The following is a 17,730-nucleotide window of genomic DNA, read 5'->3' as shown; positions in this document are numbered from 1 at the left end:
ATCAGGGCAGGCCAGGACGCCTTCAACACCAGAGGCCTAATCCCATGCCGGCTGGGTCCAACCCAGCCGGCCAGGTCAATCACTCCGAGGCGGCCAGGGGGAGTTCACCACCATCGTAGATGACGAAGGGGCGGTTTTCACCCCGGATCACCGACTCATCCACCACGACCTTGCTCACATGCTCCATGGACGGCAGATCGTACATGATGTCGAGCAGAATCTGCTCCATGACGGTGCGCAGCCCGCGGGCGCCGGTCTTCCGCTCCATGGCCTTGCGGGAGACGGCGCGCAGGGCGTCCGGACGCAGATCCAGTTCGCAACCTTCCATCTCGAACAGGCGGGAATACTGCTTGACCAGCGCATTTTTGGGCTCGGTGAGGATGCGCATCAGGGCATTCTCATCGAGTTCCTCCAGGGTCGCGACCACCGGCAGGCGGCCGACAAACTCGGGGATGAGGCCGTAGCGGATCAGATCCTCGGGCTCCACCTCGCGGAAGACCTCGCCGAGGCGCTTGGTGTCGTCCAGGCTCTGGACCTCGGCGCTAAAGCCGATACCGCCCTTGCGGGAACGGTTGCGGATGACCTTCTCCAGACCCGCGAAGGCGCCGCCCACGATGAAGAGGATGTTGGAGGTATCGACCTGCAGGTATTCCTGTTGGGGATGCTTACGCCCGCCTTGGGGCGGAACCGAGGCGATGGTACCCTCGACCAGCTTGAGCAGGGCCTGCTGCACCCCCTCGCCGGAGACATCGCGGGTGATGGAAGGGTTATCCGCCTTGCGCGAGATCTTGTCGATCTCGTCGATATAGACGATGCCCGTTTGGGCCTTTTCCACGTCGTAGTCGCACTTCAGCAGGAGCTTCTGGATGATGTTTTCCACATCCTCACCCACATAGCCGGCCTCGGTGAGGGTCGTGGCGTCGGCAATGGCGAAGGGAACATCGAGCAGGCGCGCCAGGGTCTCCGCGAGCAGCGTCTTACCGCAGCCCGTGGGCCCAATGAGGAGGATGTTACTCTTGGAGATCTCGACCTCTTCCTTGGCGGTCGCCGCCTCCATGCGCTTGTAATGGTTATAGACGGCGACGGACAGCACCTTCTTGGCCTGCTCCTGGCCAATCACGTACTGGTCCAGGCTGGCATTGATCTCACGCGGCTTTGGCAGCTTGCTACTGGTCTCGGTGGCGGTTTCCCCTTCCACCTCCTCGCGGATAATGTCGTTACACAACTCGACACACTCATCGCAGATAAAGACCGAGGGACCCGCGATCAGTTTACGCACCTCCGCCTGACTCTTGCCGCAGAAGGAACAATAGAGGAGTTTGCTGTCTTCGCTCTTACGTTGACTCATCGGGGGTCGATCTCCGCCAATTCGATGGTGGGGCCGCGCTCATCGCCGTCCCGAGCGAGGGGAAGACGCGGGGCCGGGGGCAAGAAACAGTGCCTCAGGACTTGGCCGCCTTGGCCGCCACGCGCTGCTCAAGCACCTTGTCGATAAGGCCATAGGCCACGGAATCCTCGGGGCCCAGGAAGCGGTCACGCTCCGTGTCATCCGCCACCTTTTCCACGGGCTGACCCGTGTGATGGGCCAAAATCTGATTGAGCTGATCGCGAATGTAAAGGATCTCGCGGGCATGGATATCGATGTCCGTCGCCTGACCCTGAAAACCGCCCAGGGGCTGATGGATCATCATGCGCGAGTGGGGCAGGCAATAACGCTTGCCCGCTGCCCCGCCCGCCAATAGCAGTGCGCCCATGCTGGCGGCCTGGCCGATGCACATGGTGCTCACATCCGGGCGGATGAAGCGCATGGTGTCGTAGATGGCCAGACCCGCGGTGACGGCACCGCCGGGAGAATTGATATAGAGGTGGATATCCTTGTCCGGATTCTCGGATTCCAGGAACAGGAGCTGGGCCACCACCAGGTTAGCCATATGATCCTCCACCGGCCCGACCAGGAAGATGACACGCTCCTTGAGCAGGCGCGAGTAAATGTCATAGGCCCTTTCGCCCCGGGCGGTCTGTTCGACGACCATAGGAACGAGCCCAAGTCCCTGGGGATTCCAGTCGGTATTCGCGGTAATGATCTGATTTGGCGTCATCAAGGTCGATTCTCCCCTACTGCCCGGATCAAGAGGTGGCCGGATTCATGAGTTCCTGGAAGCCCTGGGGCTCATCCTCGACCTGGACCTGGGTCAGCACCCAGTCCACCACCTGACCCTCCAGGGCCAGGGCCTCGACCGAGGCCAGATGCTCCTTACTGCCATAGTAAAAGTCCACCACCTCCTTGGGGTTCTCGTAGGTGGAGGCCAGATCCTCGACCGCCTCGCGCACCCGCTCGGGGTCCGCCTTGATTACGTTGGCCTTCACTACCTTGGCCAGCACCAGACCTAACCGGACGCGCCGTTGGGCACTCTCTTCAAAGAGGTTATCGGGCAACTCGATCTTGGTGTTGCCACGGAGATTCTGGCGCATCTGCTCCTTGAGAACCTGGACCTCTTGGGCGACCAGGGACGGCGGGATCTCGATGGGGTTGGTCTCTAACAAGAGATCCAGGGCCTGGGATTTGATCTTGGCCTCGACGCGCTGTTTGAGTTCGCGCGTCATGTTGGCGCGCACATCCTGGCGAAAATGCTCGATATCCCCATCATCAACGCCAAAAGCCTTGGCAAATTCCGCATCCACCTCGGGCAGTTGGGGCTCGGCCACGGTCTTTATCGTGACCACGAAGGAGGCCGCCTTACCCTTGAGATGCTCGGCGTGATAGGTGGCGGGGAAGCTCAACTCGAGCACCCGCTCCTCGCCCGCGGAGGCACCCACCAGACCGGCCTCGAAGCCGGGGATCATCTGGTCACTACCCAGCATGAGTTGGAAATCCTTGCCAGAACCACCCGGGAAGGGCTCGGACTCCCCGGCCAGGGTGGCAACGAAGCTGATGGTGACCCGATCGCCATCCTGGGCGGGACGCTCCACCTCATTGAAGGTTTTGCGTTGGTCACGCAGCCGTTCGACCAGGGCCTCCAGATCGGCATCGGCCACGGCCGCCACGGGGCGCTTGAGGGTTTTGCCGGCCAGGGGGCTCAATTCGAATTCCGGCAGAATATCGAAGGTGGCGGTATAGGCGTATCGCCGCGCCGCCGGGTCCATGTCCACGGCGAAGGCCGGCTGGGCTACGGGATTGAGCTGCTCCTGAACGAGGGCCTGCCCAAAGGTGGACTGCATCAACTCGGAGAAAACCTCACCCTGAATCTGGACGCCATACCGTTGACGCAAGGTCTTGACCGGAATCTTACCCGGCCGGAACCCAGGCATCCGCGCCGAGCGCGCGAATTCGCGCAAACGCTTTTCCACCTCGGCCTCGACCTGCTCGGCCTCCAAGGCGACCGTTATGCGCCGTTCGAGTCCGGCTCCAATCTCCACTGATACTTGCATCTTCGTCTGGTCTCTCAAGGTGACGCTCTCCGGGCGGGAACCTCGGAGCAGCGGTCGGGTTCGGCGATTCGGTAAGCTGTTCGTCGCGGTGTTGGGCGCGGCGTGTCCCCAGGGAAACGCCGCGAAGCCCAATAGTATAGCTACTCGCCCAAGCCGGTTCCAGCCAGCTTGAAACTATCTCCATCGCGCCCGGGGCAAGCCCCCGGGCGTGACGCCAAGGCGGGCCTGGCTAGTTGTAGGCCCCCACTGCGCAGAAGAAGCCATCCTTATTGGTCATGACGTAGCTCGTCTTGGCCTTGATTTCCTCGGTACCTGGATAGGGCCACTTGTAGTCCACCCAACCTTCGCCAGAGGCCTTGGCGGTAGCAATCATGTTCTTGAAGAGTTCGTCGCCATACTTATTGAAGGTGAGCAGATTCTTGCCCACCAACTCCGGCTTGACGGCATGGGAGAGCATGACGCCATCCATGTCCATGCAGAAGACGTACAGATCCTTGACCTTGAAACCACCATCGGCGGCGGAGAAGGCGGCGAAGGCCTTGTCCTTGCCCATCTGGTTAACGGCGGCCTGGGCCTTTTGGGACATGGCCTTGGCCTCGTCCGGGGTCGCGAGGTCGGCGGCCAGGGCCGAACCCGTGAAGAGAGCGGCGGTCGCCAGGGCAATCAGGGATTTTTTCATCTAGTCATCCTCATCTCTCGTTTGAATGGAAAATCGAACATAGCCCAAGTGCGGCGGCCATGCCAGATTTTTTAGCCCCCCGATTTCCATCGGGTCCCGCTGCTTCTCCGGCACTCCTGGTGCAGGCTGTTTCATCACCGGCAGCCAAGATGCCGTCAGGCCCCCGGAAAAGCCTCGTCTAACAAACCAGGAGGGGTCACCAACAGGAGGCCATGAGGCTCGACATGAGGCCGCTGGCATCCCAGGGCGTGGGCATGGGCATACCCCCCCAGCCGCCGCCGGCCTTGACCCGAATGACATACTCGACCCATTGCAGCGGCCGCGGCAGGTAACCGAACTGGGCGGCGAGCAGATTGAGTTCATTGACCAGGGCCCGGTCACACAGGGTATCGGGTCCCGGGCCGGCCATGCAGTAGTCGTGGCGCATGCAGGCGGCATCGAATCCATCCACCGGTGGCAGGGCCGGGCCCGAGGGGTGGCCAGGACCGCACCAGTTGCCATAGAGGGGCACGCACTTGAAGGCCTGGGCCTCGGTGGCGGGCAAGAGCAGGGCGAAGATGACGGGGATCAAGGCCACCCCGGGGACTGATGACTTCATCGGATTACACCTGTGTCTGATTCCTGAGTTCAAGGTGAACCGAGTTTATGCCGTGTAAACTATCCAGTAAACCAGGGCGCCAACCGACTATGGATTGAGATCGGCGCCCACGCCGACACCGTTCCCGGTGTCCTCAACTACTACATGACAATGAAAATATTGATTAAAATAGATTTTTGGCTATAATCGTCTGCACAAACTGATTTGAAAGGCCGGGAAATTCTCGGCTGTCCAAGTGGTTTATCGGCGGTTTCGTTTCCGCAAAATTTATCTGATCGCCCCTCATTCCAACGAATCTGGTTACCGCTTAACCGTCGCCAAGCGCAGGCCCAGGCGCTGGGGTCCAGCCCGGTATAGTGATGGCCAAAGACCGAATAATGGCGGATTTACCATGCCTGAAGCCAATCATGCCCTGCAACACGAGGTCGCACGGATCATCGTCGCCGCCCTCCATCTCGACATCGACTCGGAGGATATCCAACCCGAAGCCAGCCTTTATGGCGAGGGTTTGGGTCTCGATTCCATTGATATTCTGGAGATAGCGCTGGTCATTTCAAAACGCTATGGTTTCCAGTTGCGCGCGGATAATGGCGACAATGTTAGGATATTCAGTTCGCTCGCCAGCCTGACCGAACATATTGCGGCGGCCAGGACACTATGATCCTGCCGCGCGCGCGCGTGGTCCGCTTGGGGTTCATCGCCGCCGGAGTCATCTTCTACCCCTTGCTGGCGTATTACAGTGCCGCCACGTCTGCGGCTACCACCTTCCCATCGCTGGGGTTAGTCGTTTCCCTGACGCCTCCCCTGGCCATATTGCTCGGACTGGCTTGGCGCTCATCCCGACGGCTGGCCACGCTGATACCATGCTTAGTGGTGTGTTTCATCCTGGGGTGGTTTTGGGATGACCTGGAGCGTCATTTCGAATGGGTCTATTTCATGCAGCATGTCGGCATCCATGTCAGCCTAGCCCTTTTGTTTGGCCTCACGCTGGCACCCAGGCGACAACCTTTATGCACCCGTTTCGCCCTGGTGGTCCGTGGCGCTCTGGAGCCTGAAGTAATTCGCTACACGCGCCAAGTAACCATGATGTGGACAATTTACTTCCTAGTCATCAGCCTGATTTCCTCGGTCCTGTTCCTTTTTAGCAGTCTCGATATATGGTCGGCTTTTGCTAATTTTATGACAACTCCAATGATTCTCTTCATATTTGCCGCCGAATACTGGGTAAGACTGCGCAGACTGCCCCATCTGAAGCATTCCGGCATCATGGCTAGCATCCTCGCCTTCCGAGACACTCAGAAGGTAGACCGTAGCGCCGCCTTTTCTAACCCCTAGGGCGACATTGCGCCTGACCATGTCAACACTACCGTTGATTGCCCATCACCACCCCGACGCCGTGGTGGCTTGGTATAACAAGTTCCCGATCAGCGCTCGACGGTTTCTGAGCGAGGTTGATCAGATCACTGGTTTGTTGCTCCCGGGACGCCATGTCCTTAACCTATGTGGTGATCACTACCATTTTTCCGTTGCCCTAGCGGCCTGCATCGTCAGCGGCCGGGTCAGCCTCTTGCCTTCTACTTACACCCTGGAAATGGTTCGGCAGATGGGGCGCATCGCCCCCGATGTCTTTTGTATCGCTGACCAGGATGTCGGTGGCATTGAGCTGCCCGTCTTCCACTATCCCAATCGGGCGCCAGCGCCCGCGGTTGACACGGTTATTCCCGACATCGATTGCGAGCAGGTCATCGCCCAGGTATTTACCTCCGGTTCCACCGGCGTACCAGAGCCCCATGTCAAACACTGGGGTAAACTGGTGCGCAATGTGCGGGCGGAGGCGGATCGGTTGGGTGTCACCCGGGACCACGCCATCCTGGGGACCGTGCCAGCCCAGCATATGTATGGCCTGGAATCAACCGTGCTGATGCCCTTGCAGAGTGGTGGGGCCCTGCATGCCACTCGCCCCTTCTATACGGCCGATATCTGCGCGGCACTAGAAGCATTACCCCGGCCGCGCGTGTTGGTTACCACGCCCTACCACCTGCGAACTCTGCTGGCGGAGCAGCCCGCCCTGCCGACCATAGACCTGTTGCTATCCGCCACCGCACCCCTGTCGCAAGACCTGGCCGTCGAGGCAGAATCCCGCTTCGGTGCCCCCTTGTTCGAAATTTACGGTTGCACCGAGACCGGCCAGATTGCCTCCCGACGTACCACGTCTGGCCCCGTTTGGCAGACCTTCTCGGATGTCCACCTGCGTAGCGAGGGGGAGGCGATTTGGGCAGAGGGCGGCCACATCGAGGTACCGACACCATTGAGCGACGTCATTGATCTGGTGGACGCGGGCCCGACCCGTTTCCTGCTCCACGGCCGCCATGCCGATCTCGTCAACATCGCCGGTAAACGGACCTCTCTCGGATATCTAAATTACCAGCTCAGCACCATCCCGGGCGTACGGGACGGCGTCTTTCTCCTGCCGTCTGAAGACGACGATGACGCCGAGGGAGGCGTCCGCCGCCTCATCGCCCTAGTGGTGGCGCCCGAGTTGACGTCTACCACCCTCATGCAGGCTCTGCGCGAACGCATCGATCCCGTCTTTCTGCCCCGACCGCTTTTGTTCGTCGATACCCTGCCGCGCAATGCCACTGGGAAGCTGCTCGACCATGCCACCCAGGCGCTGCTCGCGCGCCTGCGATCACCAACGGCCACTGGCTTCCGGGCATGACGGCCCTGAGTCTGCCCCTGTCCGTCGCAGCCGATCACCCGGCCTATGCCGGTCATTTCCCGGGCCAGCCCATTCTGCCCGGCGTGGTACTGTTGGACGAGGCACTCCAGGCCCTGGCCGCATGCCAGGGCCTGGGGCCCGCCCTCGGTCAGATCAAGTCGACGAAGTTTCCGAGCCCAGTCAGGCCGGGGGAGGCCTTGCGCCTCAACTATAGCGCGACGGCAGCGAGCGTTTTCTGCTTCGAGGTCATGGCCGGCCAGCGGGTGGTGGCCAGCGGCATCTTTGCATACGCAGCGACGGTTCCGTGGGATGGCGCGCTGTGAACACTTCGGATCTCGTCCCCCAGGCTGAATGGGTGCGGCGTCCAGAGCGCAGCAACATGGCCATGCTGCGTGTGATGACCTGGATCTCGCTACGCCTGGGGCGCCGCCTGGCGCGCGTCGTGCTGTGCGGCATCAGCCTCTACTTCCTGCTCTTTGCGTCGGCTGCCCGACAGGCCTCCCGCGCCTATCTGAGGCGCGCGCTGGGACGGGCCCCGCGTCTGACCGACCTGTTTAGGCATTTCCACAGCTTCGCCTCCTGCACCCACGACCGTGTTTACCTGCTCAATGACCGCTTCGATCTGTTCGATATCCAGGTGCACGGCAATGCGGCATTCGAGGAGGTAGTGGCCGCCGGGCGAGGCGCCTTTCTCATCGGCGCCCACATGGGTAGCTTCGAGGTGGTGCGCGCCATGGGCAGGCAACGGCCCGGTCTCCGGGTGGCCATGGTCATGTACGAAGAAAATGCCCGCAAGGTCAATGCGGCCCTAGCCGCCATCAACCCTGTTGCCATGCAGGACATCATCCCTCTTGGCCAACTCGATGCTATGCTCAAGGTGCGGGCTTGGCTGGACGAGGGAATGGTCCTGGGCCTGTTGGGGGATCGTACGCTGGACGAGGACCGCACCCTGTCGGTGCAATTTCTCGGTGACACTGCCCCGTTTCCTGTGGGTCCCATGCGTCTGGCGGCCATGCTCAAGCGTCCGGTGCTCCTCATGACGGGCCTTTTTCTGGGCGGCAATCGCTACGCCATCTATTTCGAGCCCCTGGCTGACTTCACCGGTGTCGAGTACATGGAGCGGGATGCCGCCATCCGCCAGGCAGTCTGCGCCTATGCCGCCAATCTGGAGCGACACTGTCGCGCCGAGCCCTTCAATTGGTTCAATTTTTTTGATTTCTGGCGTCCCCCAGCCGGCAACGGTCGCGACTCTGCATGACCCGGCTCGTGCAGCTTTTTGCCGGAAGGGTGATACTCGGCATTCTTTTGTTCGCATTCAGCCTGCCCGCGCGGGCCGCCCAGTTCACCATTGATCAACTCATGGGCGCATTGGCAAACACCAAGCATCGGGCGGCCACCTTCACCGAGAAGAAGTACATCGCCATCCTGGACCAGCCCGTCGAGTCGTCCGGCGAACTTTTGTTCGTGCCACCCGCCCATCTGGAAAAGCGCACGCTCAAGCCGCAGCTCGAAACCCTTGTGCTGGACGGCGATCTCCTCACTGTCGAACACCGGCTGCACAAGCAGCTCCTGCGACTCAAGGACTATCCGGAGGTGGCTGGCATGATCGAAAGCATACGCGCCACCCTGGCCGGCGACCGCGCGGCGCTGGAAGGGGTCTATTACCTCAGCCTCGAAGGCGGCCGCGACCGTTGGACCCTGGTGTTGACGCCGCTGCACACCCACATGGGCAGCGTGATTACCCGCATTCGCATTGAAGGAACGCGGGGTGAGGTGCGCAAGGTGGAGATCCTTCAGGCCGACGGCGACCGCTCGGTAATGAACATTTGGAACGGTGCCGCGCCATGACGCAGCGTGCCAGCGCCGCGATCGTCACCTGGCTGGCCTTCCTGATCGTTTGTGTCTGGCTGGTCAGTCGGGCGAACTACACGGCCGACCTGTCTGCTTTTTTACCGCGTACCCCCACCCACGAACAGCAGCTCCTCATCGACCAACTCAAGTCCGGCATCGCCTCCCGCCTGATTTTGGTAGGTATTGAGGGGGGCGACCAAGCCGCCCGCGCCCGCGTGTCGCGCAATCTGGCTGGCCAGCTGCGGGCTGACCCCCGGTTTCTGCACATTGCCAATGGCGGAAACCTGGGGCTGGAGCAGGATCGCAAGATCCTGTTCGAGAACCGCTATCTGTTGAGTCCAACGGTGAATGCCGATCGCTTCACTGTGGAGGGCCTGCGTGCCGGAGTCCAGGACAGCATCGACCTGCTTGCCACGTCCGCAGGGCTGTTCAGCAAGGCATTGCTGCCGCGTGACCCCACCGGCGAGCTTATGCGACTGTTCGATGCCATGGGCAGCAGCCATCGGCCTCAACTCGCGGACGGCGTCTGGGTTTCCGGCGATGGTCAGCGCGCGTTGCTCCTGGCCCGTACCCGTGCCGAGGGGACGGATACCGACGGGCAGACCGAGGCGGTCACGGCCATCCGAGCGGTCTTTCGGGCGGTGTCTGGGCCGGAGTTACGGCTGGCCCTAACCGGACCCGGCCCATTCTCCGTGGCGGCACGCGATGCCATCAAGAGCCAGGTGATACGCCTCTCCAGCCTGGGCAGCCTGATCATCGTCGGTCTCCTGCTGCTGGTGTACCGCTCCCCCATGGCGGTGCTGCTGGGTCTGTTGCCGGTGCTGTCCGGCATATTGGCCGGCGCGGCGGCAGTCAGCCTGGGATTCGGGGTGGTTCATGGCGTCACCCTCGGCTTCGGGGCCGCCCTGATCGGCGAGGCGGTGGATTATTCCATCTACCTGCTCATGCAGTCGGAATGGACGAAAGGCGCGGCCAGCGAGACGCAGAGCAACTGGGCTGCGACCTTCTGGCCGACGATTCGGATCGGCGTTTTGACCTCGGTAATCGGCTTTGCCTCCCTGCTCTTTTCCAGCTTCCCCGGTCTGGCCCAACTCGGCCTCTATGCCATCGCCGGGCTAGTCACCGCTGCCCTGGTTACCCGTTTCGTGCTGCCGACCCTCTTGCCGCCAAACCTCTGCGTGCGCGATGTCACCGCCTTCGGCCGCCTCCTCCAGGCCGGGGTTGAGCGGGCTGGTCGTCTGCGGGGGCCTGTCCTAGTGTTGTTCGCGGCCGCCTGCATCGTGCTCGTGGCGAAGCGCGACGGCATGTGGAGCGGCGAGCTGGCGGCCCTGAGCCCGGTGTCGGCCGCCGATCAGGCCCTCGACATGGCCATGCGCGCCGATCTGGGCGCCCCGGACGTGCGCTATCTGGTGGTGGTGGCTGCCCCCGATCAGGAGGCGGTACTCGCCCACAGCGAACAGGTCGCGATGTCGCTCCAGCGGCTGGAAACCGCAGGCGTTATCGATGGGTTCGAGAGCCCCGCTGCCTATCTACCCAGCCATGCAACCCAACGCGATCGCTTGGCCAGCCTGCCGTCCGACGCCGAGTTGCGTCGGCGTTTCAAGGTGGCCATTACCGGCTTGCCCGTGCAGCCCGATCGCTTCGAGCCCTTCTTTGCGGATTTGGCGAAGGCTCGCGACCAGATGCCACTGACCCGGCAAGACATCGACGGAAGCTCCCTGGCTGAGGGAGTGGACGCCCTGCTGATGCCGTCCGGGGGGCGCTGGACCGCCTTGCTACCGCTCCGCGTCCCGGCCACTCGCACCCTTGACGCCGAGCGGGTACGCGTTGCCCTTGGTTCGACGGGTCTGGCAGGTGTCTATTTCGTTGATCTCAAGGGCGAGTCCGACCGCCTGTACGCAGGCTATCTGCGCGAGGCCATCCTGCTGTCCCTCGGGGGCCTGGCCGCCATCCTCGGCTTGCTGGTCCCGGCCACCCGTTCCCCAGGCCGGGTGTTCCGCATCGCCGCCCCGCTGGTCGTTGCCGTTGCCGTGGTCATTGCCGGCCTGGTCCTGGCTGGTCAACAACTGAATATCCTGCACCTGGTAGGCATGCTGCTGGTGGTGGCCGTCGGTTCCAACTATGCCCTGTTCTTCGACCGCGGGGCTGCCGAAGGGGGCATCTCGCCGCGCATCCTGGTCTCCCTGCTGCTTGCCGTCAGCACGACGGTGGCCGGCTTTGGCATCCTTGCCTTTTCCACCGTGCCGGTGCTCAACGCCATCGGCTCCACGGTCGGCCCGGGCGCGATGCTTGCCCTGGCCTTTTCCGCCATCCTGTCGCGACGGACATGACCGCCCTGCAACCTACCCACGCCCGCCGCGAGTGGCGCCCCACGCCGTTGTTCCAGGCAACCTTCACCCTGCATGCCGGTGCCCTGGGGTTGCTTGGGATGCAGCCGGGGCTGTGGCCTTGGGGGCTGGGCGTACTGGCCGCCAACCACCTGGCCCTCATCGCCGCCGGCCTCTGGCCGCGTAGCCGGAGCCTGGGCCCCAACTGGGTGCGACTACCGCCTGCCGCGGCGCTGGGGCATATCGCTATCACCGTCGATGACGGCCCCGACCCGGAGGTGACGCCGCAGGTGCTCGATCTGCTCGACCGCTTCGATGCCCGCGCCAGTTTTTTCTGTATCGGCTCGATGGCTCAGCGCCATCCCGAGCTATGCCAGGAGATCGTTCGGTGGGGTCATACCGTGGAGAACCATAGCCAGCACCACTACCATCACTTCTCTACCTTCGGGCCTTGGCGTATGGCCCACGAGATCGAAATCGGCCAAGATAACCTGGCCGCCATCTCCGGCCAGCGGCCGTGCTTTTTTCGGCCCCCCGCCGGCCTGCGCAATCCCTTTTTGGAACCCATCCTCGCCCGGCACGGCCTCCATCTGGCCAGTTGGACCCGTCGCGGCTACGACACCCACAACCGGGACGCGGATGATGTGGCACGTCGTTTGACCAATAACCTCGCTGCCGGCGACATCCTGCTCCTACATGACGGCCACGCAGCCCGAACCGTAGCCGGTCAGCCGGTGATCCTCGCCGTTCTGCCCCGCGTGCTGGAAGCGGCGGCCGCTATCGGCCTCAAGCCCATTACCCTGAGGTCCGCCATGGATAGTTCCGCGCCATGACCCCGTCCATGACCCTGTGTCCCGAGATCCTGCGCAAACGCATCATCGACCATGCCAGCGAGCATTACCGGGCCGCCGGCAAATTCGCCTACCACTTCGCTCGCGGCAAGCTCCGCAACGACCCGGTGTTCGTTGGCATGTTGGAACCTGGGCTGTTCCCGATCAACGCCCGCATCCTCGATCTGGGCTGTGGTCAGGGACTGCTGGCGGCCTGGCTACTGTCCGCCCGGCAACTGTATGATGCCGGTGACTGGTCGGCGGAGTGGCCTGCCCCCCCGCGGGTGGCGGACATCCGTGGCGTTGATCTGTTGACGAACGATGTGAAACGGGCACGGCTTGCCCTGGGAGGGCGAGCCCAATTCGAAGAGGGCGATATGCGCCATGTGGATTTTGGCCAAGCGGATGTGGTTGTGATTATGGACGCTCTGCATTACGTTGACGGCCCGTCGCAGGGCGACGTCCTGCGACGGGTACGCGCCGCCCTGCCACCCAATGGCCTTTTCTTGACCCGCGTTGGGGATGCCGGCGCCGGTCTGGGTTTTCAGCTAAGCAACTGGACAGACCGCACGGTAGCCTTCTTCCGCGGCAACCGCCTGCCCCCCCTGCATTGCCGCCGCCTACCTGACTGGATCCAGGCACTGGAGGTGCTGGACTTTCGCGTCGAGACCGCCTCCATGAACGGTGATTTGCCTTTTGCCAACGTCATGCTGGTCGCCCGGTTAGGCGAGAAGGCCAGCCAGGGATATAGGTCAGGGCAACGTCAGACAGCCGATAGCCCCTCGTGACTCCTGTCCACCTTTCCCATTTTACCGTCAGCAGTTGCCTCGGCCATGGCCTTGATGCAATTCTGACAGCATTGCGTCAGCAACGGGGTGGTCTAGCCCCTTGCCGGTTCGAGACCGTCCGCGACCTCGACACGCACGTCGGCGAGGTACCGAAGGTAGACGATTTCCCTTTGCCGGCCTCCCTGGCCGAATACGAATGCCGCAACAACCGCCTTGCCTTTCTGGGCCTGCAACAGGACGGTTTCAGTTCAGCCGTCGAGGCGGCCATTGCCCGGTACGGCCGGCGGCGGCTGGGTGTCCTGCTCGGTACCAGCACCGCTGGCATCCTGCAGACGGAGCAGGCCTACCGCCGCCGGGACCCGAACACTGGGGCCTTGCCGAACGACTTCAACTACCGTACAACCCACAACACCTATTCGGTGGCGGACTTCGTTCGTCGTTGGTACCGCCTTGAAGGGCCGGCCGTGGTCGTCTCCACCGCCTGCTCGTCCAGCGCCAAAGTATTCGCCTCGGCCGCTCGCATGCTGGCAGCCGGTGTCATCGATGCCGCTATCGTGGGCGGTGTGGACTCGCTCTGCCTGACGACCCTATACGGCTTCAATTCCCTGGAGCTGCTCTCAGCCGAACCCTGCCGGCCTTTTGATGTAGACCGCAAGGGCATCTCCATCGGCGAGGCCGCTGCCTTTGTGTTGCTGGAACGGCCGGGGGAGAGCCTCGATGCCAATGCCGTGCTGCTGCTGGGCACCGGTGAGTCCAGCGACGCCTATCACATGTCCGCTCCCCACCCCGAAGGATTGGGCGCTCGGATGGCCATGGCCGCTGCCCTACGATCGGCAGGCTTGCAGGCGGCGGACATCGACTATATCAATCTGCACGGCACGGCGACGCCGAGCAACGATGCCGCTGAGGGCAAGGCGGTGGCAGCCCTGTTCGGCGACCGGGCGTCATACAGTTCTACCAAGGGCGCGACGGGGCATACCTTGGGGGCGGCGGGTGGCCTGGAGGCGGTCATCAGCGCCTTGGCCCTGCAGCATGCTTTCCTGCCGGGGGGCATCAATACCCTCCACCTCGATCCGGCCATTCCCATTCAATATCTGACCGCCAATAGCGAACTTGCGCCACGTCGGGTGATGAGCAATTCCTTCGGTTTCGGCGGAACCAATTGCAGCCTGGTGCTGGGACGCGCAGGCTGATATGGCGTACCCCACGACCACCATGCTCAACGGCTGGATCGACGGCATCGGCGTGCTAGGCCCAGGCCTTGACAATTGGGCTGAGGCGCAGGCTACCCTGACCGGTGCGGCTGACTATGAGCCCAGGCCAATCATGGTGCCGCCCCCCGTGGCGCTTCCCCCCCCCGAACGTCGCCGCGTCGGTCTGGCCGTCAAAGTGGCCCTGGCCGTGGCGCAAGAAGCCATCGCCGCTGCCCGGTTGGATGCCAAACACCTGGTCGCCATCTTCTCCTCGTCCGGCGCGGATGGCGACAACTGCGACGCCATCTGTCGGGTGTTGGCATCGGAAGACCGCCACATCTCCCCCACCCGATTCCACAATTCGGTGCATAACGCCTCGGCGGGCTACTGGGGCATCGCGTCTGGGGCCATGACCCCGGCCACGGTCCTGTGCGCCTATGACGGCAGCTTCGGGGCGGGATTGCTGGAGGCACTCACCCAGGTGGCAGTCGACGGCGTGGGTACCCTGCTGGTGACCTACGAGGCGCCTCACCCGGAGCCGTTACACGCCAAGCGACCGCTGCCGGCCGCTTTCGGTCTGGCCTTGGCGTTGATGCCGCAAAAGGGCCCCAACTCTCTGGCTCGCCTGCAAATCAATTGGGTAGAGGCGCCCCTGGACCGGGTGGCGAATCCGGGCCTGGAGGCCCTGCGCCGCCAGATCCCCGCAGCGCGTGGCCTGCCCCTGTTGCAGGCTCTGGCTCGGGGTCGTGCCGGTCGGGTGATCCTGGAGTATCTGGAACCGCTCAGGCTGGCGGTGGATATCCAGCCATGCCGTTAGACCGCACCTGGCTGCTTGCTCACCTCCCGCACCAGGGCAGCATGTGCCTGCTGCATCACATCGACGCCTGGAACGCCCGCTGCATTCGCTGCACGGCTGCGAGCCACCGCGCTCAGGATAACCCCCTGCGCGCCCATGGCCGATTGGGGGCCGCCTGCGGCATCGAATATGCTGCCCAGGCGATGGCGGCACATGGCGCCCTGCTGGCGGCTCCCAATGCGCCGCCCCGTGCCGGGTATCTCACCAGCGCGCGCGGAGTCGAACTGCATGTCGCACGACTGGATGACATCAATGCCGATTTGATCATCGAGGCTGAATGTCTCTCCGGCGACGACAGCATCATCCTGTATGGCTTCAGCATTTCCGCAGGGGAGCGGCTGCTGTTGACCGGTCGCATCACCGTAGTGCTGGATGCGGCGAAGCTAAGGAAGCCAACATGATACATGCACTTGTTACCGGCGGCAGCGGCGGCATCGGCGGAGCGATCTGTCGACGGCTGGCTGCCGACGGCTGTTACGTCTACGTCCACACCAACCGGAATCTGGCCAAGGCCGCCGCGCTAGCGGATGAAATTACCCAGACGGGTGGCGCGGCCGAGGCCATCGCCTTCGATGTCACCGACGCCGCAGCCAGTCGCGTCGTCCTTGAGGCCCTCGTCGCGGAGTCGCCGATTCAGGTCCTCGTCAACAATGCCGGCGTGCATGACGATGCCGTCTTCCCTGGCATGAGTGCTGGTCAATGGCGCAGGGTACTGGACGTGTCCCTCAATGGCTTCTTTCATGTCACCCAACCCTTGACCATGCCCATGATCCGCAGCCGTTGGGGGCGCATCGTCACCATCACCTCCATCGCGGGGTTGACCGGCAACCGCGGTCAAGTGAACTACGCCACCGCCAAGGGGGGCCTGCACGCCGCCACCAAGTCGCTGTCCCTGGAGCTCGCCAGCCGCGGCATCACTGTTAATGCCGTGGCCCCTGGCATCATTAAGACCGGCATGATCGACGGGGTTTTCGACGACCAGATCATCGCGACCATGGTGCCCATGAAGCGGGCCGGGAGACCGGAAGAGGTAGCAGACCTGGTGGGTTTTCTTGCTTCGGAACAGGCCAGCTATATCACTGGCCAGATCATCTCGGTGAACGGAGGCATGATATGACGGCACCCGTGTACGCCCTCGCCGTCCATCAGGCCGAGGCCCTGCTGTTCTTCACCCTGTTGCAATTGACCGCGATCATTCTGGCCGCGCGCCTGGGCGGTGAGGTCGCGCACCGGATCGGGCAGTCGCCGGCGGTGGGGGAGATCATCGTCGGCATCCTGCTCGGGCCGTCTCTGTTTGGGTTGGTGGCACCGGGGGTCTTCGAATACGTCTTTCGATCGACGCCACCCGCGCCTATGCAGATGTTATCCCAGATTGGCCTGATCCTACTGATGTTCCAGATTGGTCTGGAGTTCGATTTCGCCCATCTAGTGGACCGGCATAACCGCCGCGCCGTCAGCTATATAGCCACGGCCAGCATGGTGGCGCCTTTCTCTCTCGGCTTTGGCTTCGGGTACTTCACCGCCCCGCTGCTGTCACCCGGCGTCGATCCGATCGCCTCGGCCCTGTTCATCGCCACGGCCTTCTCCATCACGGCACTGCCGATCCTTGGGCGCATGATGATCGAGTTCAAGATCACGCGTCAGCCCATCGGCGTTATCGCCATCAGCGCTGCGGCTATCAACGACGTGGTCGGATGGCTGCTGCTCGCCCTGGTCACCGCGCTCGCCCTAGCCCAGTTCAACCCGGCAGTGTTTGGCCTCAAGGTGCTGCTAGTCGCCGGGTTCTTTCTGATCTGGTGGTTCGTCGTGCGACCCTTTGTAAAGCACCTCATCCGCATCAGCCAGGCCGGCCCCACGCCGACGGGCGAGCAGGCCAGGCGCGGCAAGCTCACCCACAATCTACTTGGGATCATGCTCGCCGGCATCTTCATCTCGGCGATTACCACCTATCAGCTTGGCATCTTCGCCATCTTCGGTGGTTTCATGATGGGGGTAATCCTACATGATGAGCACGAATTCATCGAGGCATGGAAGGAGCGCATCGGCCACTTCGTCCTGGTCTTTTTCCTGCCTATCTTTTTCACCTACACCGGTCTACGCACCCACATTGTGAGCATGGACTCCGTGGCCGCTTGGGGTTGGTGCCTGCTGCTGATCGCCCTGGCCACCCTTGGAAAGTTCGGGGGGAGCTATGTCGCGGCGCGTTGGGCAGGGCTATCGCATCAGGAGGGCAAGGTGCTGGGCATCATGATGAACACCCGCGCCCTGATGGAGCTGATCGTCATCAATGTCGGCTATGACTTGGGCGTCATCTCCCAGCAGGTCTTCACCATGCTGGTGCTGATGGCCATTTTCAGCACTGTGATCACCACCCCGGGCCTACGCCGTTGGTTGCCGAGTTTGGGGGTCGGGATTTACGCCAGGCGCTGAGCCTGCCCCAGTATGCACTCAGCCTACCCG

19 protein-coding genes are annotated in these 17,730 nt (G+C 62.7%); 14 read left to right on the top strand and 5 right to left on the bottom strand.

Features of this window, described 5'->3' with window-relative positions:
• Positions 1-79: 79 nt before the first annotated feature.
• From clpX to IPN92_10795, 5 genes are all read right to left on the bottom strand, one after another.
• Entirely contained in the window at positions 80-1,348 is a 1,269-nt protein-coding gene (gene clpX, locus IPN92_10815) for an ATP-dependent Clp protease ATP-binding subunit ClpX (GenBank protein ID MBK8638742.1), read from the bottom strand.
• Between the two features lie 94 nt (positions 1,349-1,442).
• Positions 1,443-2,099, bottom strand: coding sequence for an ATP-dependent Clp endopeptidase proteolytic subunit ClpP (gene clpP, locus IPN92_10810; protein MBK8638741.1), 657 nt, complete (start codon positions 2,097-2,099; stop codon positions 1,443-1,445).
• A 28-nt stretch (positions 2,100-2,127) separates the two neighbouring features.
• A complete protein-coding gene (locus IPN92_10805; protein ID MBK8638740.1) occupies positions 2,128-3,429 on the bottom strand; it encodes a trigger factor in 1,302 nt (433 codons plus the stop codon).
• A gap of 229 nt (positions 3,430-3,658) precedes the next feature.
• Positions 3,659-4,108 carry a cache domain-containing protein gene (locus IPN92_10800; GenBank protein MBK8638739.1) on the bottom strand — a complete coding sequence of 150 codons (450 nt, stop codon included), beginning with the start codon at positions 4,106-4,108 and terminating at the stop codon, positions 3,659-3,661.
• Positions 4,109-4,304: 196 nt separating this feature from the next.
• Positions 4,305-4,706 (bottom strand): hypothetical protein, encoded by a 402-nt coding sequence (locus IPN92_10795; GenBank protein ID MBK8638738.1) that lies wholly within the window; start codon positions 4,704-4,706, stop codon positions 4,305-4,307.
• A gap of 391 nt (positions 4,707-5,097) precedes the next feature.
• Here IPN92_10795 and IPN92_10790 point away from each other — a divergent pair, with 391 nt between their 5' ends.
• The 14 genes from IPN92_10790 to IPN92_10725 are packed head-to-tail and all read left to right on the top strand — an operon-like array spanning position 5,098 to position 17,700.
• Complete coding sequence (locus IPN92_10790) at positions 5,098-5,367, top strand: acyl carrier protein (GenBank protein MBK8638737.1); 270 nt, start codon at positions 5,098-5,100, stop codon at positions 5,365-5,367.
• Positions 5,364-6,041, top strand: coding sequence for a hypothetical protein (locus IPN92_10785; protein ID MBK8638736.1), 678 nt, complete (start codon positions 5,364-5,366; stop codon positions 6,039-6,041). The genes IPN92_10790 and IPN92_10785 overlap by 4 nt, the downstream gene beginning before the upstream one ends.
• A 19-nt stretch (positions 6,042-6,060) precedes the next feature.
• Complete coding sequence (locus IPN92_10780; protein MBK8638735.1) at positions 6,061-7,425, top strand: acyl-CoA synthetase; 1,365 nt, start codon at positions 6,061-6,063, stop codon at positions 7,423-7,425.
• On the top strand, positions 7,422-7,748 hold the full coding sequence (locus tag IPN92_10775) for a hypothetical protein (protein MBK8638734.1): 327 nt from the start codon (positions 7,422-7,424) through the stop codon (positions 7,746-7,748). Before IPN92_10780 ends, IPN92_10775 begins: the two co-directional genes overlap by 4 nt.
• Before the next feature lie 56 nt (positions 7,749-7,804).
• Positions 7,805-8,683 carry an acyl-CoA synthetase gene (locus IPN92_10770; protein MBK8638733.1) on the top strand — a complete coding sequence of 293 codons (879 nt, stop codon included), beginning with the start codon at positions 7,805-7,807 and terminating at the stop codon, positions 8,681-8,683.
• Positions 8,680-9,273, top strand: coding sequence for an outer membrane lipoprotein carrier protein LolA (locus IPN92_10765; GenBank protein ID MBK8638732.1), 594 nt, complete (start codon positions 8,680-8,682; stop codon positions 9,271-9,273). Before IPN92_10770 ends, IPN92_10765 begins: the two co-directional genes overlap by 4 nt.
• Positions 9,270-11,606: an MMPL family transporter gene (locus IPN92_10760; protein MBK8638731.1), complete on the top strand. Its 2,337-nt coding sequence runs from the start codon at positions 9,270-9,272 to the stop codon at positions 11,604-11,606. The genes IPN92_10765 and IPN92_10760 overlap by 4 nt, the downstream gene beginning before the upstream one ends.
• On the top strand, positions 11,603-12,436 hold the full coding sequence (locus tag IPN92_10755; protein ID MBK8638730.1) for a polysaccharide deacetylase family protein: 834 nt from the start codon (positions 11,603-11,605) through the stop codon (positions 12,434-12,436). The genes IPN92_10760 and IPN92_10755 overlap by 4 nt, the downstream gene beginning before the upstream one ends.
• An 8-nt stretch (positions 12,437-12,444) precedes the next feature.
• Entirely contained in the window at positions 12,445-13,221 is a 777-nt protein-coding gene (locus tag IPN92_10750) for a class I SAM-dependent methyltransferase (GenBank protein MBK8638729.1), read from the top strand.
• A complete protein-coding gene (locus IPN92_10745; GenBank protein MBK8638728.1) occupies positions 13,218-14,414 on the top strand; it encodes a beta-ketoacyl-[acyl-carrier-protein] synthase family protein in 1,197 nt (398 codons plus the stop codon). Before IPN92_10750 ends, IPN92_10745 begins: the two co-directional genes overlap by 4 nt.
• Position 14,415: 1 nt before the next feature.
• On the top strand, positions 14,416-15,231 hold the full coding sequence (locus IPN92_10740) for a beta-ketoacyl synthase chain length factor (GenBank protein ID MBK8638727.1): 816 nt from the start codon (positions 14,416-14,418) through the stop codon (positions 15,229-15,231).
• The gene (locus tag IPN92_10735; GenBank protein ID MBK8638726.1) at positions 15,222-15,671 is read left to right on the top strand and encodes a 3-hydroxylacyl-ACP dehydratase; all 450 of its coding nucleotides are present in this window, start codon (positions 15,222-15,224) and stop codon (positions 15,669-15,671) included. Before IPN92_10740 ends, IPN92_10735 begins: the two co-directional genes overlap by 10 nt.
• On the top strand, positions 15,668-16,387 hold the full coding sequence (gene fabG / locus IPN92_10730) for a 3-oxoacyl-ACP reductase FabG (protein MBK8638725.1): 720 nt from the start codon (positions 15,668-15,670) through the stop codon (positions 16,385-16,387). The genes IPN92_10735 and fabG overlap by 4 nt, the downstream gene beginning before the upstream one ends.
• Positions 16,384-17,700: a cation:proton antiporter gene (locus IPN92_10725; protein MBK8638724.1), complete on the top strand. Its 1,317-nt coding sequence runs from the start codon at positions 16,384-16,386 to the stop codon at positions 17,698-17,700. Before fabG ends, IPN92_10725 begins: the two co-directional genes overlap by 4 nt.
• Positions 17,701-17,730 lie beyond the last annotated feature (30 nt).

The organism is Chromatiaceae bacterium, assembly GCA_016714645.1.
Taxonomy (GTDB): Bacteria; Pseudomonadota; Gammaproteobacteria; order Chromatiales; family Chromatiaceae; genus M0108.
The sequence above is the reverse complement of the archived record's forward strand: the minus strand, read 5'-3'. Positions and strand labels throughout refer to the sequence as shown.